Here is a 14,219-nt window from a genome sequence, read left to right as displayed (position 1 = left end):
CTGGCTATTTTATCTCAGTGAGAATGCTCTTTATAAATATGTCGGATATGGCATTATTGTATTTATCGCCAAAGGTATTCTCCCATAGGCAGGTCAAACTATCCCGGGTCGCATTCATTACCGATAATATTTTTTGTCGATCCGCGCTGGGGCCGGCGTTAATCTTATAATCCACCGCATATTGGCGACAAAATGCAAAAGCGACCTGGGCGTATTGGTCAAAAAAAAACCTCAGGTGGCCGAGCGCCACTAAATTGGCCTTCGAATGGCAAATGCCCATGGCATTTGATACGCCATACGATAATGCATGGACCGCGCCTAACGATCCGCCAAGTAATGAAAAAGCGCTGGTATAATTGGCATAATAAGCTAATTGGCACCATTTGCTATCCTGCGGATGGTAGCCGCTTTTGATGATTTCATTAAAGATCGAAATGACGTTACGGCAGGCGGTGCGCGACGCATGCGACCCTTTAATACCCTCCAGGCATTCCATGGCATGAATGTAGCCGTTCAGCAGCACGGGGATGCCGGTTTCCGCGCTTACCGAGGCAAAGAAGCGGGGATCCACCAGCGCGACTTCCGGCCTGAGGTAAGGTGAAGTCAGGTTCTGCTTGTAGCCGTCGCCGCTTAATACCGCGGATGCGCTAAACTCCGCCGCCGTGCCGGGTATCGTGGGGGCGACAATAATCGGCAATCCTGGACGGATAACCGTATCCTGGTCGCACAGCTTTTCCACATCACCGCCGTTGGTTAATGTTATGGCGATGGCCTTGCCGAGATCCATGGTTGAGCCGCCGCCAACGGCAATGATATTTTCGGTTCGTGGATAATTATTTACCGCTGCATTCACATCTTCCATGGTCGGTTCCCTGGTCACCAACAGGATATTCTTTCGTTTTAGCAGGCTGATGGTTTCTTTAATAATTTCATGGTTAACAACATTTACGTCAATTAATATTAAAGCATTATTTATGATATTTTTAGAGAAGTAAGTCTGTAGCATACCGGCGGACATTAATACATTTGTGGTAATATTCAGATTCATTACACACCTCTTCACCTATGACAATGAGTGTACTTACCATTTCTAAATTATATTTATTCCTTATTCTACCGTTTGTTTTTAAAACCCATGGGCAATAAACTCTACTCTTATAAATATTTTTTTATTTTAATTAGTTCATTACGAGTTAATCGGCACGACATAAAATTAATGATCGTGGCGGTGATGGGCGTCGGGGAAATGCGGATGGGAATGGGCCATGGGGTCATGTCGATGCCAATGCCGGTGAACGGTTCCCGGTGCCGGCGTTTCCTCATGCGAATGTTGATGATGCTCATCATGGCGGTGTTCATGATCGTGCGCCATGGGCGCGTGGACATGAGGATGCTGATGACGCTCGGTAAGGTGCAACCCGATGCCCAACGCCATCAGCGCCCCGGCGGCAAGCATTTGCAGCGTCAGCGTATCGCCGAGGACGACGGCCAGCGCGGCGCCGAAAAACGGCGCCACGGAAAAATACGCGCCGGTGCGGGCGGTGCCGAGCTGGCGCAGGCCGACCACAAACAGCGCCAGGCTGACGCCGTAGGCCAGGAACCCGAGCGTCAGGGCCCCTGCCGCCTCGGGCCAGCTGGGGAAGGCCACGCCGGCGGCAAAGGCCAGCGACAGATTCACCAGACCTGCCGCCAACCCTTTTACGGCGGCGATCCAGGTCGCGTCGGTTAAAGAAACCTTGCGGGTAAGGTTATTATCGATACCCCAGGCGAAACACGCGCCCAAAATGGCAAGCGCAGGCCACAGACCGGCAAATCGGGCCTCGCCCGGCCAGCTCAGCACCACGGCGCCGGCCACGATCGCCGCCATGCCCAATGCAATGCGGCGATCGACATTCTCTTTAAAGGCAAACCATGCCAGCAATGAGGTGAAGACCCCCTCGGCATTGATCAGCAGGGACGCGCCCGAGGCGGGCATGGCGGCAAGCCCCAGCATCAGCAACACCGGGCCGATAACGCCGCCGGTGATAATGGCGCCGGCAAACCACGGCACTTCCGCCCGCGGCAAACTGATCCTGGGGGCGCGCCTGATAAACCGGTACAGCGTCAGCCCCAGCCCGGAACCCAGGTAAAGCAATCCCGCCAGCAGCCAGGGGTTGACGCTGGTTAACAGCAATTTCGCCAGGGGCGTTCCCGCGCCGAATAATATCGCGGCACCCAGCGCCGCCAGTACGCCGGGATGGCGCAGCCCATTTTGCATCATGACCCCAACCTATGGGTGATGGCGATGGATAAGCCACACGCCGAATAAAATAAACGCCACGCCCAGGGTCTTGGCCGCGCTGGCCGCTTCGTTAAACATCGGCAGCGCGATCGCGGCGCAATAGACCAGGGCGTAACTGATGCTGAGCAGGGGATAGGCCAGGCTGAGCGGCAGATAGAGCAAAGCGCAGAACCAGCATAACATCGACAGGATGTAACCCAGCACACCCACCGCCACCGCCAGCAGAGGTATACCGTAATGGATGGCGAAGGCCGGCGTCAATGCCTTTAGCGACAACAGCGGGATCTGCTGCATCCCCCACTTCATCAGCAGTTGCGCCAGGGTGACCAGCAGCACGCTGGTCGCCGCCCAGAGATAACCCTTCATGGATTCAGACCCATCAGCACGATGCCGACCATAATGGCCGCCACGCCCCACCAGTGGCGGGACGTGGCGCGCTCATGGAAGATGCCCTGCGCGGCCAGCGTGACCAGCACAAAATTCAGGCTCAGCACAGGATAAGCCACGCTCAGCGGCAGGCGTTGCAAAACGCCAAGCCAGAACAGCAGCGCCACCCCCAGCAAAACCAGCGCCCCCGCCAGCCAGCCCAAGGTTACCGTGCGCCGGTTTTGCCGCGGCGGGCATTGCTGCCAGCGCACCGCGGCCTGTTTCTGACATAACTGCCCCGCGCAGGTGAGAACGCTGACCAGAAGTATCAGCAGATATCCGCTCATGGCCGTTGCCGGTACAGCACCAATGCCAGATGGGAGCTGCGTTGCATGTCATCGGGCGCGGGCAGGTAAACCGGCAGCCGGTTGTCGTCGGGCAGGCGGAGGAGAAGCGCCACATCCCCTTGCCTGCGCGCCGTTGCCAACCAGCCGGGGAAATCCTGTTCGCTGATAAAACGCCCGCGCGCGTCGGGATAAGATAACCCATAGGTCAACTCGCCGCGCTCACGAAACATTTTCACGTCATCGCGCCTGAGCTCCCAGGCTATGGCGGTCGCCAGGCCCACGCTGTTGCTCAGCACGTATTGGCTGTGGCGCAGCACGCCGGCATTGGCGCGTATAATGTGCTGCGGCAGCTTATTGTCGATCACCCGCTGGGGAATGGCATGGCCCACCACCAGGCTGAACAGGACGGGACAGGCCGCGGCCCAGGCCCAGCGCCGCCCACCCTGGCGCCAGGACACGGCGGCAAAGAGAGCCCAGCCGGCGAATCCCAGCAGGCTTAGCGCCACCTTGGGCCATTCATCGTGGCCTAATATAATCACCTGCGGCAGCAGCCTGGCGCCCAGCGCCGCGATAGCCGCCATGCCCAACAGACCGAAGGCGCCGTTGATCACCGCGTTAAGGCGGAAAACCCGCACGCGGCGGGATGCGATGCAATCTTGCGCATATGCGGCCATCAGCAGGCTCAGCGGCGCCATGCACGGCAAGATATAGGTAAGCAGCTTGCCTTTGGCGAGACTGAAAAACGCCAGCGGCATCAGCATCCAGCACAGCAGGAAAAACAGCTCCGGCCGCGTCGCCCGCTCACGCCAGCCCTTGAGCAGAGATCCCGGCAGCAGCGCCAGCCAGGGCAATGATCCCGCGATGATAACCGGCAGGTAGTACCATACCGGCGCTTTATGCTGCGCGTCGTCATCGGCAAAACGCTGGATATGCTCAATCCAGAAAAAATAGTGCCAGTAATCCGGCTCACGCCGGGCAACGGCCAACGCCCAGGGCAGGCTCAGCGCCACCGCGGCCAGTACCGCCACCGGGCCGAAGATCAGCAGATCTTTCAGCCGGCGCCGCTGGATGGCGACGGGCAGCGCGGCAATCACCGGCACCGCCAGCGCCAGGAAACCCTTGGTCATAAAACCCAAACCGCAGGTAATCCCCAGCAGGATATAGGCGCCCAGCTTATCGCGCGCGCCGCTCGCGTTGATCGCCAGATAAAAACTGACCATCGACGCCGTCAGCCACAGCGACACCATGGGATCAAGCACGCTGTAGGTGCCGACGCCGAATACCAGCAACATCGAAAGGAATATCAGCGCGGCCAGGCACGCGGTGCGGCGCGCTTGCCACATCATCATGGCCAGCACATACACCAGCAGCGCGCTGGCGCCGGTGCTCAACACCACCCCGAAACGTACGGCGAAATTAGAATCGCCGAACAGCCATTGGCTGATATTGTTAATCCAGTAACCCAGTACCGGCTTTTCAAAATAACGCACGCCCAGCAGATTAGGCACAATCCAGTCGCCGCGCAGCAGCATTTCGCGGCTGGTCTCGGCATAGCGGATTTCATCGGGCTGCCATAACAAACGGCTGTTCAAAGGCAGCAGATAGACCAGCGCATAAAACAGCGCCAGTATCGCCGCCCAGTAATGTTTAATTAATTTCATGGCGGTGAATTTGCCGGGGCCTGGCAACACAGCCAGCCTTCCCGTCCGGGAAAAGGGGAACGGACGACACGCCCCACCGGCACCGTGGAGACATCGGCCGGCAACAGGTCGGGCAACGGGCAAAAGGTGATGCCCTGCTGCTGCGCGCGTTGTAATAATTGCTCGAATAACGCCGACTGCGATCGCCCTTCCACTTCACTATGGATGGTGTAGACCGGCACACCGCTATCCCGGGCGATCTGCCCGAGGATATAATCGTTGAAATTTTCCAGACGCGCCTCTTTGCCGATGACTTCGTCAAAGGTAGGCAAGGTGACGGGAATCTGTATCGCGCCGATACGGTTATCGCTTAATAGCGGCCGGAAAGGATGGCGGCCGCGGCAGTCGCTATTGTAGTAAAAACCGAAATTCTCCTTCGCCGCCAATACGCGCGTATCGGCGCGCCAGCCCGCCGCGGCGGAGCACGTTACCGGCCGCCCGATGCTCGTCTCCAGCGCCTCCACGCCCAGCCGGATCTGCCGCTCCAGCTCGGCGTCAGGCCAACGCCCGGCCTTGGCCTGCCATCCCTGGTGATCCCAGGCATGAAGGCCGACGTCATGTCCCGCCATCAAGGTCTGTTTCATTAACGGTGCCTGGGACGGGGTAATGCATCTGCCCGGCCAGGCGGTGCCGGCCAGCAGGATATCCCAGCCATAAAGGGAAGCCGCCTGGGAACGCAGCATCTTCCATAAAAAACGCGGGCGCAGCAGGCGCCATAAATGGCGCCCCATGTTATCCGGGCCGACGCTGAAAAAAAAGCTGGCCTTGATATCATACTTTTCAAACAGTTCCAGCAAACGCGGCACCCCATCACGGGTGCCGGTGAAGGTATCCACATCAACCCGCAGGCCGACCTGCCTCACGCGTCCACGCCTTCTTTAACCGTGCTGCGCAGGAAGAAATCCAGCGTCTGGTCAACGGTGCGCCGCATCTCGACGGTCGGCTGCCAGTTCAGTAAGCGGCGGGCGTTTTCAATGCTCGGTTTGCGATGTTCGACGTCCTGATAGCCGTTGCCGTAATAACTTTTGCTTTCGATATCCTTAAAGCCAGCAAACGGCGGGAAATGATGGCGCAGCGGATGGTTTTCAAAACTGTCCAGCAGCATTTGCGCCAGTTCACGGATGCTGGCCTCGTTGCCGGGGTTGCCGATGTTGATGATCTGGCCGTCGCAGCGGGCGTCGCGATTTTCGATAATGCGAAACAGTGCCTCGATGCCGTCGCTGATATCGGTGAAACAGCGTTTTTGCTCGCCGCCGTCCACCAGCTGTATCGGCGATCCCTCCACCAGATTCAGGATCAATTGGGTAATGGCGCGCGAACTGCCGATTCGCGCGGCATCCAGGTTATCCAGGCGCGGCCCCATCCAGTTAAACGGCCGGAACAGGGTGAACTTCAGGGTCTCTTTGGCGCCGTAGGCCCAGATGACCCGATCCAGCAATTGCTTGGATACCGAGTAGATCCAGCGCTGTTTATTGATCGGGCCGACGATGAGCCGGGAGCGATCCTCGTCGAATTCCTTATCATCGCACATGCCGTAGACCTCGGAGGTGGAAGGGAAAATAATGCGCTTATGGTATTTCACGCAGTCGCGCACTATTTTCAGGTTTTCCTCGAAGTCCAGTTCAAATACGCGCAGCGGATTGCGGGTATATTCGATAGGCGTGGCGATGGCGACCAGGGGCAGCACCACGTCGCATTTCTTGATATGGTACTCCACCCATTCCGAGTGGATGCTGATATCCCCTTCCACGAAGTGGAAACGCGGGTTCGTCATAAAACGGCCGACGGCGTCCGAACTGATATCCAGGCCATAGACTTCATAGCCGTCCTCACGCAACAGGCGTTCAGTCAGATGGTTGCCGATAAATCCGTTTACGCCGAGGATCAGGACGCGGGTCCGGCGCCGCTGCGCGGGGCTGGGTTTAGCCGCCAGCCGCACGCCGGCCATCATGCCCATCTCCCGCGCCAGCCGGCTGCCCTGCAAAAATAAACCGGCTTCGCTCTGCCCGGTGATAATCTCCAGCGCGCCGTCGCCGCAGGCAATGGTCAGCGGTTCGGTGGCCAGCACGGTACCCGGCTGTTTATCATGCCGGATATCCCGGGCGCGCGCGTTCCAGACGATAAGCTTGCGCTGGCCCAGATAGCTGAAGGCGCCTGGATAGGGTTCGGTTACGGCGCGCACCAGGTTGGCGATATCGTGCGCGCAATGATGCCAGTAAATCTCACCGTCGGCGGCGGTGCGGCGGCCAAAGTGGCTGGCTTCTTTTTCATTTTGCGGCGTCAGGCTAAGGGTGCCCGCCTTCAGCGGCGGCAATAAATCGCGCAACAGCCGTTCCGCCGCGTCGCTGAGTTTGGCATGCAGCGTTAACGCGGTATCGTCCGGGGCGATATCAACCGCGGCCTGCCCGGCAATATCCCCGGCGTCCGCGCGCTTGACCATGCGATGCAGCGTAACGCCGGTCTGTTTTTCACCCTTGACCAGCGCCCAGTTTACCGGCGCGCGGCCGCGATAACGCGGCAACAGCGACCCATGCAGGTTAAAGCCGCCCCGGGGCGCCAGCGATAAAATATCCTCGCCCAGCAGCTGACGATAATAAAACGAGAAGATAATCTCGGGTTTCAGGTTGCGGATAGTCTCAACCCAGAGCGGATGGTTGACATCGTCCGGCGCGTAAACCGGCAGCTCGAGACTCGCGCCCAGCCGCGCCACCGAGGGGAAAAACCTGTTTTCGTCCGGGGCGTCGGTATGGGTGAACACGGCCTGTATGTCATAGCCGGCTGCCACCAAGGCTTTTAAACCGATACAACCAATATCATGGTAGGCAAATACAATAGCTTTCATCATTCTTCTTCCTGGGTAGTCGAGGACGGCCGGGCGCCGATCACCTGCTGCACGAAATAACGGGGTCTGGCGCGGACATCGTTGTAAATGCGGCCGATATATTCGCCCAGCAGCCCCATGCCGACGAACTGCGCGCCAATAAAGGTAAAAAGCACCGCGAACAGGGTAAAAACCCCCTCGGCCGCCCACGTGGGCCCAAGGAGCAGGCGCAGGGCGATCAGGATGATCGAGAGGGTGAACCCGGAAATGGCGATAATGCTGCCGACCACGCTTAACAGGCGCAGCGGCGTGGTGGTCAGGCAGGTCACCAGGTCGTACATCAAATTGATTAACTTCATCAGGCTGTATTTGGAATCGCCGAACTCGCGCTCGGCGTGCGCCACCTCAATCTCGATGGTGCGCCGGGCAAAAGAATTGGCCAGGATGGGAATAAATGTGCTGCGCTCATGGCAGTGCAGCATCGCTTCCACCACCTGGCGACGGTAGGCGCGCAGCATGCAGCCGTAATCGCCCATCGCCTTGCCGGTGGCGCGCTGGATAAGACGGTTAATCATGCGCGAGGCGCATTTGCGGAACCAGGAATCCTGGCGCCTGGCCCGCACCGTTCCCACCACGTCATAGCCTTGTTCCGCCACGCTCACAAGCCTTGGGATCTCCTCCGGCGGATTTTGCAAATCGGCATCAAGGGTGATGACCAAATCGCCGCTGGCCTGGATAAAACCGGCCATGATGGCGGAATGCTGGCCGTAATTGCGATTGAGCATTACGGCGACGATATGGTTTTCCGGCGTCTGCGCCGCCGCCGTCATCAGCTCGATCGAATCGTCGCTGCTACCGTCGTCCACCAGGATAATTTCATAGGATTGGGTTAACCGCCCGCAGGCGGCGACGGTACGCGTAATTAACGCCGGCAGGCTTTCCTGCTCATTAAATACGGGAATAACCACCGAGACCTTAGTAATAGGTTCAACGCGCGACAATGTTCAGCTCCAACACAGAAAACAAGGCGGCAACCACCCGATCGACATCGCTGTCGGCCATATCCGGAAACAGCGGCAGGGTACACAGACGGGCTGAATTCCATTCGGTCTCCGGCAAGGACACCTGTGGATAACGGTCACGGTAATATTTTTGCGTATGCGCGGCGCGGAAATGCAGGCCGGTGCCGATGCCCTTCGCCTGTAAACGGTTCATCAGTTCATCTCGGTCCAGCCCGCAGCGCTCGGGATCGATACGCACCATAAACAGATGCCAGGCATGCTGATGATCGTAGGCCGGCAACCCGAGCGGCAGAAACGGGGAACCCGCCAGAGCGTGGAGATAGCGCCCGGCAAGAGACCTGCGACGGGCGTTCAACGCCGGCAGGCGGGCCAGTTGCACCACGGCGATGGCCGCATGGATATCGGAGAGGTTATATTTGTACCCCGGCTCCACCACTTCGGCCTGCGGCTTGCGCCCCTGCTGACGGCGATCGAAGGCGTCGGCGCCCAGGCCGTGAAATTTCAGCCGCCGCACGCGCGCCGCCAGGGCATCGTCGTCGGTGCCGACCAGGCCGCCTTCGGCGCAGGTCATGTTTTTGATGGCGTGGAAAGAAAAAATCGCCGTACCCGTGGCGCCGATCCAGCGTCCTTTATAACGGGTGCCCACCGCATGGGCCGCATCTTCGATTAAAGGTATGGCGTGGCGGCGAGCCACGGCGCGCAGCGCATCCAAATCCAGCGGCGCGCCAGCGTAGTGCACCGGCACGATGGCTCTGGTGCGCGGGGTAATGGCCGCCTCCACCGCCGCCGCCGCGACCATCAGCGTGTCGCGATCGATATCGACCATCACCGGACGCGCGCCCAGCAGCTCGATCATGTTCAGCGTGGAAACCCAGGTCTGGGAAGGGGTAATGACTTCATCACCGGGGCCGATGCCCAGCGCCGCAAGGACCAGATGCATGCCGGCGGTGGCGGAGCATACCGCTATGGCGTGTTTACAGCCGAAAGCGGCGCAAAAGTCCGCCTCCAGCCGCTGATTTTGTGGTCCGGTGGTGATCCAGCCGGAGCGGAGAACGTCGCCCACGGCCGCAATTTCGTCCTCACCAATGGAGGGACGGGAAAAAGGTAATAGTTGATCCATAAATAAAATCGAATCCAAAAATGCATTTTGAAAGTACTATACCGACCAATAATTAAACGAAGATTAAATTTAAAAAAGAAAGCCTGATTTAATATTGCCGCCGTAGCCATGGCAAAGAACAAGGCAACGTATTTAGGCAGGGAAAAATAAGCTATATCATGCTTCAGGCATACCGCGTTTTTCGCCGCAGAATTATTACACCGGTTAAGCAATTGTAAAATTAAATTCTTCTAACGCCTTTGCAATAAACAGCGCGGCTCAACCTGGGTTTGAATATTTCAACGGCGACGGAACTTTTATGAAAGAACGGAATATGAAAATATTATTAATGTAATGACGTTACCTGCCCGGCTCTATTCTTACAGAATTCAGAGGTCTCCGTTGATATTCCCCGCATCGGTCTCTGGCATACTATAAGGAGGAGGCGCGGATTATCATTATCCGCGTAGCCCCGCGCGACATCCTCCCCCCGAGAGGTTATTGCGCCGCGGTCATCGTCACATGATAGCGCGTGGCCGGGCGTCCCCGGTTAACCTTACTGAACAGTTTAAGGCGCGCCTGAGTGTAATCCGCCAGCAGCCCGGCCTCTTCCAGTGAAGGCAGGGTTATGGCCTCGCCCATATCCAGACCCGCCAGCGCGGCGTCCACGCACTGCCCGGCCTGCATTATTGTGTCGGGGTCCAGCGTGGAGAGGGGCACGCCGGAAATATCCCAAATTTCCGTGGCGGTGGTGGCCGGAGCCACTAACTGAATCCTGACATTGGTATCGGCGAATTCCAGTTGGAGCGCCTGGGTGAAGCCGAGCACAAAGGACTTGGTGCCGCTGTAGACGGCGCTGCCGACGATGGAACTGAATCCCAGCACCGAGCCGATATTGATAAGCGTACCGCGGTTTCGCGCTCTGAATCCCGGCAGGACCGCCAGGCTAAGCCGGGTCAGCGCGGTAACATTTAAATTCAGCAGCGCCGCCACCGCCGGCGCGGGTGTCTGCTCGGCCGCCACCATCAGCGAGGTGCCGGCGTTATTGACCAGCAGGGTGATGGACGCATCGGCGGCCAGGATAGCGGCCACTCGGTCCAGATCGGCCGCCACGCCCAGATCCGCCACCAGGGTACGCGTTTCATGGCCGTAACGGGAGCGCAATTCCTCCGCCAGCGCCGACAGGCGATCGCCGCGGCGCGCCACCAGCAATAGATCATAACCGCGCTCCGCCAGCCGGCGGGCATACACTGCGCCGATACCCGACGACGCGCCGGTGATAACCGCGGTGCCACTGGCATCGCTGACAGGGTGAGTATCTGTTGGTTTCATCATCTTCTCCTGATAAGGCCGGTTGCCCTGCGGCCAAGCCGCAGAGGGGATTTGTCACCAAGCATGACACTCATCATGTTTGCAGGTAAATAACATGATGCTCGTCATGCTTGATGGCGACAAGCATGACCACTATCATGTATACTTGTCAAGCCCTGGCGCTAAACTGACGACAATAGGATGGAAGATGAGATATCCCGCGGCCGAAACGGCAGAAAAACATCAACGTATTCTCCAGGAAGCGGCACGGCTGTTTCGTGAACGCGGTTTCTCGGGCGTGAGCGTCGCCGAGATTATGAAGGCCACCGGCCTGACGCACGGTCCCTTCTATAATCATTTTGCATCCAAGGAAGCATTGATGCAGGAGAGCTTCGAGTATCGGGCGCAGACGACGCTTGCCGGTATAGATGAGGCCGCCGCCACGCCGGCAGGGCTGCTGGACTACGTTGATCATTACCTGAGCGTTCAGCATCGCGATAACCCGGCCCTCGGTTGCCTGGTGTCGGCGCTGGCAACCGAAATCGCCCGGGAAGAGACCGTCAGGCCGTCCCTGACCCGGCTGGTGGCCGCCACGGTTGAACGGCTGACCCGTTATTTCCCCTGGCGCAGTAATAAACACGCCCGGGGCGACGCCATTCGTCTGCATGCGTCGATGGTGGGGGGCATTATCCTGGCGCGCGCGGTCAACGACGAGGCGTTTTCCCGGGAAATCCTGCGCGAAGTCAATGCCGGGATACAACGGTTTGCGCGCGCGGGGGCCGCCGGCAATGATAATGTCCAGGGCGGACGGGTGGAAAACTAGCGGCAGGCGGCGGGCGCCGCCTCAATAGCGATGTTGCCGGCCGGTTGGGTCAGCCTTGTTTTTGCTTGATCTCTTCAAGCTGCCGGGTGATCTGCGCCAGCTGTTCTTTTATTGACGTGACGATGTCGCCTTCCAGATAATCAATCTTATCGTGCAGCGCATACATTTCCAGATCGGATTTCACATTCACGTTGGACGCGATTTCCGCGCGGTAGCGGTCCACTTCCCCTTCCCGCTTCTGACTCATCATAATGGCCGGCGCGGTATAGGCGGCTTGAAATGATAAGAAAAGATTCAGTAAAATAAAGGGATAAGGATCGAATCCGCTTTTACCGACGGCCAGGTTATATCCGGTCCAGCCGATGATAATAATGGTTTGGGTAATGATAAAGGTCCAGGTGCCGATAATGGCCGTGATCCTGTCGGCTAAACGTTGGCCCAGGGTCCGGGGCGCAACGGAATCAGATGACGGCATCAGCAGCGTGGCATGCTCGCTTCTGCTGCTGGCGCGTAACTCTTCAAGTTGCTTTTTGGATCTGGCATCCATGGTGCGTTTCCTTAATAAAGACGTTGAATTAACTGACATTATTATATTAGGAAAAATTATAAGTTATCTTTTGTGTTTTACCACTCGTCCCCGGCAGGAAATGTATATTAAATTGTTTCTGGCAATGCCATCAGGGCAAGAGACCGGCAAGCCGGGAACAGAGGTTAACCTTTACGATCTACCGCCGGCTTATACCATCATCCCGCGGTTTACCTCAACTTTTAGAGTAATCCAATGACCAGAATGGCGATATGGACCGGTTTTTTCCTTAATCATCATTCTATCTTAAATCATCGCCCGCCCCGTCGCCCCCGCACCTGGCGGCGCTGTAAATCGTAAGCAATTGAAATTGATCAATTTTAAAAACGCCAGAATGCGTTTACATCAATTTATTAACATGTCAGCAGGCGTAATCTGATATTGATGGCTAATATAGCCGACGGGGAATATCTGCTGATAATTAGCATTGCCTTTTGCATGCCATGGCCATTTTCGATACCTAATGTTAACAAGCGTGAGCTGGTTAACATTATTCGCCAATTGTTCTAAAGGATTTCAATGAAGGACTTGTCAAATACTATACTAACGTCGTAACGTCTATTCACACCACTGATAACAGCGAAGCAACTCCAGCGATTGATGTTGCGTTGCTGGTTAACTGTTTTTTGAATAAATCAGTTGAACGAATAAAACCATTCATAATGATGGTTTTAAGACATTACTGAACATCTCATTTTTTTTCGAGTTAAGAGCGGCATTTCTTAAAAAATATTCTAAATAAGCCTAGCGCTGTTTATTATAGTTCTCAGTAAATTCAGCAATGATTTTTCGGTTGCTGCTGACACCCTTAATATCAATAATATTAATAATAAAATAGCCTGGCAATGTTATTTGAAAAAAACAAAATAATTTTAATAATTATTCTATTTTTAAAAATATTTTCTTATAAATCTAGTCAATATAAGCAAAAGCCACCGGGGGCCTAATATGATCTTAATATCTAAAACATTACGGTATTTCATCGTGACCGCACAACAGCAGTCTATTCGGTTGGCGTCGATGATTCTCTGCATCACGCCATCCCCGCTTTGCCGGACAATTAAAATGTTCGAGTTAAGCCTTGGCCATAAACTGTTTTCCCGCACCAGCAATGGCTTAAAACTCACCAGTTACGGTAGCGAACTGTACGCAACGCTGCTACCGCTCTATCAGGAAGTGTGTGAACTGGAAAGCAAAATTCTGAAAAAAAACACCAATAAAAATCATATCGCCACCCAGTATAAACTGGGAATCGATCATCATGACTATTCCTATTTATCTCCTTTGCTTTCTGACTCGCCCTTCAAAAACGAGATTACCCTGGAATACTATGCTCCAGATAGCACGAGTATGGAAGACGTGCTCAAGGAGGGATTGTGCAAGATTTTTTTCTCGGATAAACCGCTACGCTGCCCGCCAGGGGTCATACATCAGCTTTTAGCGGAGGATGCCCTCATGCTGGCAGTCGGCAGCGATGTGAATATCCGCAATGTGCCCATAAATCAACTCTTGTATGATAAAGTCCTGGTGCAATACGAGGCGCAACTTCCTGGAAAGATCAATGAGGAGATAGATGCTCATTTGCAATTTAATAACTTAATGTTGAAACGGCTTCATGTCCCCACGTTTCAGGGACAGCTGTCGACGATTGAAAAGAGCGATGCCATTGGTTTTTTCCCCGCATCGGTAAAAAATATCATTGAAGAACGGCAGTATAAAATAAAATTACTGCCCTTTAAGTTCAGGAATAAAGAACTATTAATCCAGCGTCATATTTATTATTTTAAAGATGACAGCAATTGGGTTGAACAATATATCGCGCCACGCATAGCACCTGTTCCCAATAAGATAGCCTGCTGATAG

At 55.8% G+C, this 14,219-nt stretch carries 13 protein-coding genes; 2 read left to right on the top strand and 11 right to left on the bottom strand.

The window, feature by feature from the left end; translation table 11 throughout:
- Positions 1-4 precede the first annotated feature (4 nt).
- The 10 genes from ACL2XF_RS24460 to ACL2XF_RS24415 form a co-directional block, all read right to left on the bottom strand.
- Positions 5-1,048, bottom strand: a complete 1,044-nt coding sequence (locus tag ACL2XF_RS24460; RefSeq protein ID WP_413727659.1) for an iron-containing alcohol dehydrogenase — start codon at positions 1,046-1,048, stop codon at positions 5-7.
- A gap of 165 nt (positions 1,049-1,213) precedes the next feature.
- The gene (locus tag ACL2XF_RS24455; protein ID WP_413727658.1) at positions 1,214-2,260 is read right to left on the bottom strand and encodes a DMT family transporter; all 1,047 of its coding nucleotides are present in this window, start codon (positions 2,258-2,260) and stop codon (positions 1,214-1,216) included.
- A gap of 9 nt (positions 2,261-2,269) precedes the next feature.
- Positions 2,270-2,647, bottom strand: a complete 378-nt coding sequence (gene arnF, locus ACL2XF_RS24450) for a 4-amino-4-deoxy-L-arabinose-phosphoundecaprenol flippase subunit ArnF (protein WP_410013488.1) — start codon at positions 2,645-2,647, stop codon at positions 2,270-2,272.
- Positions 2,644-2,994 carry a 4-amino-4-deoxy-L-arabinose-phosphoundecaprenol flippase subunit ArnE gene (arnE, locus tag ACL2XF_RS24445; protein WP_413727657.1) on the bottom strand — a complete coding sequence of 117 codons (351 nt, stop codon included), beginning with the start codon at positions 2,992-2,994 and terminating at the stop codon, positions 2,644-2,646. The genes arnF and arnE overlap by 4 nt, the downstream gene beginning before the upstream one ends.
- Positions 2,991-4,655, bottom strand: a complete 1,665-nt coding sequence (arnT, locus tag ACL2XF_RS24440) for a lipid IV(A) 4-amino-4-deoxy-L-arabinosyltransferase (RefSeq protein WP_413727656.1) — start codon at positions 4,653-4,655, stop codon at positions 2,991-2,993. The genes arnE and arnT overlap by 4 nt, the downstream gene beginning before the upstream one ends.
- Positions 4,652-5,557 (bottom strand): 4-deoxy-4-formamido-L-arabinose-phosphoundecaprenol deformylase, encoded by a 906-nt coding sequence (gene arnD, locus ACL2XF_RS24435; protein WP_413727655.1) that lies wholly within the window; start codon positions 5,555-5,557, stop codon positions 4,652-4,654. Before arnD ends, arnT begins: the two co-directional genes overlap by 4 nt.
- The gene (gene arnA, locus ACL2XF_RS24430; RefSeq protein WP_413728857.1) at positions 5,554-7,536 is read right to left on the bottom strand and encodes a bifunctional UDP-4-amino-4-deoxy-L-arabinose formyltransferase/UDP-glucuronic acid oxidase ArnA; all 1,983 of its coding nucleotides are present in this window, start codon (positions 7,534-7,536) and stop codon (positions 5,554-5,556) included. The genes arnD and arnA overlap by 4 nt, the downstream gene beginning before the upstream one ends.
- A complete protein-coding gene (gene arnC / locus ACL2XF_RS24425) occupies positions 7,536-8,516 on the bottom strand; it encodes an undecaprenyl-phosphate 4-deoxy-4-formamido-L-arabinose transferase (RefSeq protein ID WP_410013484.1) in 981 nt (326 codons plus the stop codon). The genes arnA and arnC overlap by 1 nt, the downstream gene beginning before the upstream one ends.
- Positions 8,503-9,657: a UDP-4-amino-4-deoxy-L-arabinose aminotransferase gene (arnB, locus tag ACL2XF_RS24420; RefSeq protein ID WP_413727654.1), complete on the bottom strand. Its 1,155-nt coding sequence runs from the start codon at positions 9,655-9,657 to the stop codon at positions 8,503-8,505. Before arnB ends, arnC begins: the two co-directional genes overlap by 14 nt.
- Positions 9,658-10,134: 477 nt before the next feature.
- The gene (locus ACL2XF_RS24415) at positions 10,135-10,971 is read right to left on the bottom strand and encodes an SDR family NAD(P)-dependent oxidoreductase (protein ID WP_413727653.1); all 837 of its coding nucleotides are present in this window, start codon (positions 10,969-10,971) and stop codon (positions 10,135-10,137) included.
- A 184-nt stretch (positions 10,972-11,155) separates the two neighbouring features.
- Here ACL2XF_RS24415 and ACL2XF_RS24410 point away from each other — a divergent pair, with 184 nt between their 5' ends.
- On the top strand, positions 11,156-11,770 hold the full coding sequence (locus ACL2XF_RS24410; RefSeq protein ID WP_410013481.1) for a TetR/AcrR family transcriptional regulator: 615 nt from the start codon (positions 11,156-11,158) through the stop codon (positions 11,768-11,770).
- Between the two features lie 49 nt (positions 11,771-11,819).
- On the opposite strand, the gene ACL2XF_RS24405 is transcribed toward ACL2XF_RS24410, so the two are convergent.
- A complete protein-coding gene (locus ACL2XF_RS24405) occupies positions 11,820-12,317 on the bottom strand; it encodes a DUF1003 domain-containing protein (RefSeq protein ID WP_410013480.1) in 498 nt (165 codons plus the stop codon).
- A gap of 987 nt (positions 12,318-13,304) precedes the next feature.
- On the opposite strand from ACL2XF_RS24405, the gene ACL2XF_RS24400 reads away from it, so the two are divergent.
- Complete coding sequence (locus tag ACL2XF_RS24400) at positions 13,305-14,216, top strand: LysR family transcriptional regulator (protein ID WP_410013479.1); 912 nt, start codon at positions 13,305-13,307, stop codon at positions 14,214-14,216.
- Positions 14,217-14,219: the final 3 nt, after the last annotated feature.

Source organism: Sodalis sp. RH19 (assembly GCF_047324215.1).
Taxonomy (GTDB): Bacteria; Pseudomonadota; Gammaproteobacteria; order Enterobacterales; family Enterobacteriaceae; genus Acerihabitans.
The sequence above is the reverse complement of the archived record's forward strand: the minus strand, read 5'-3'. Positions and strand labels throughout refer to the sequence as shown.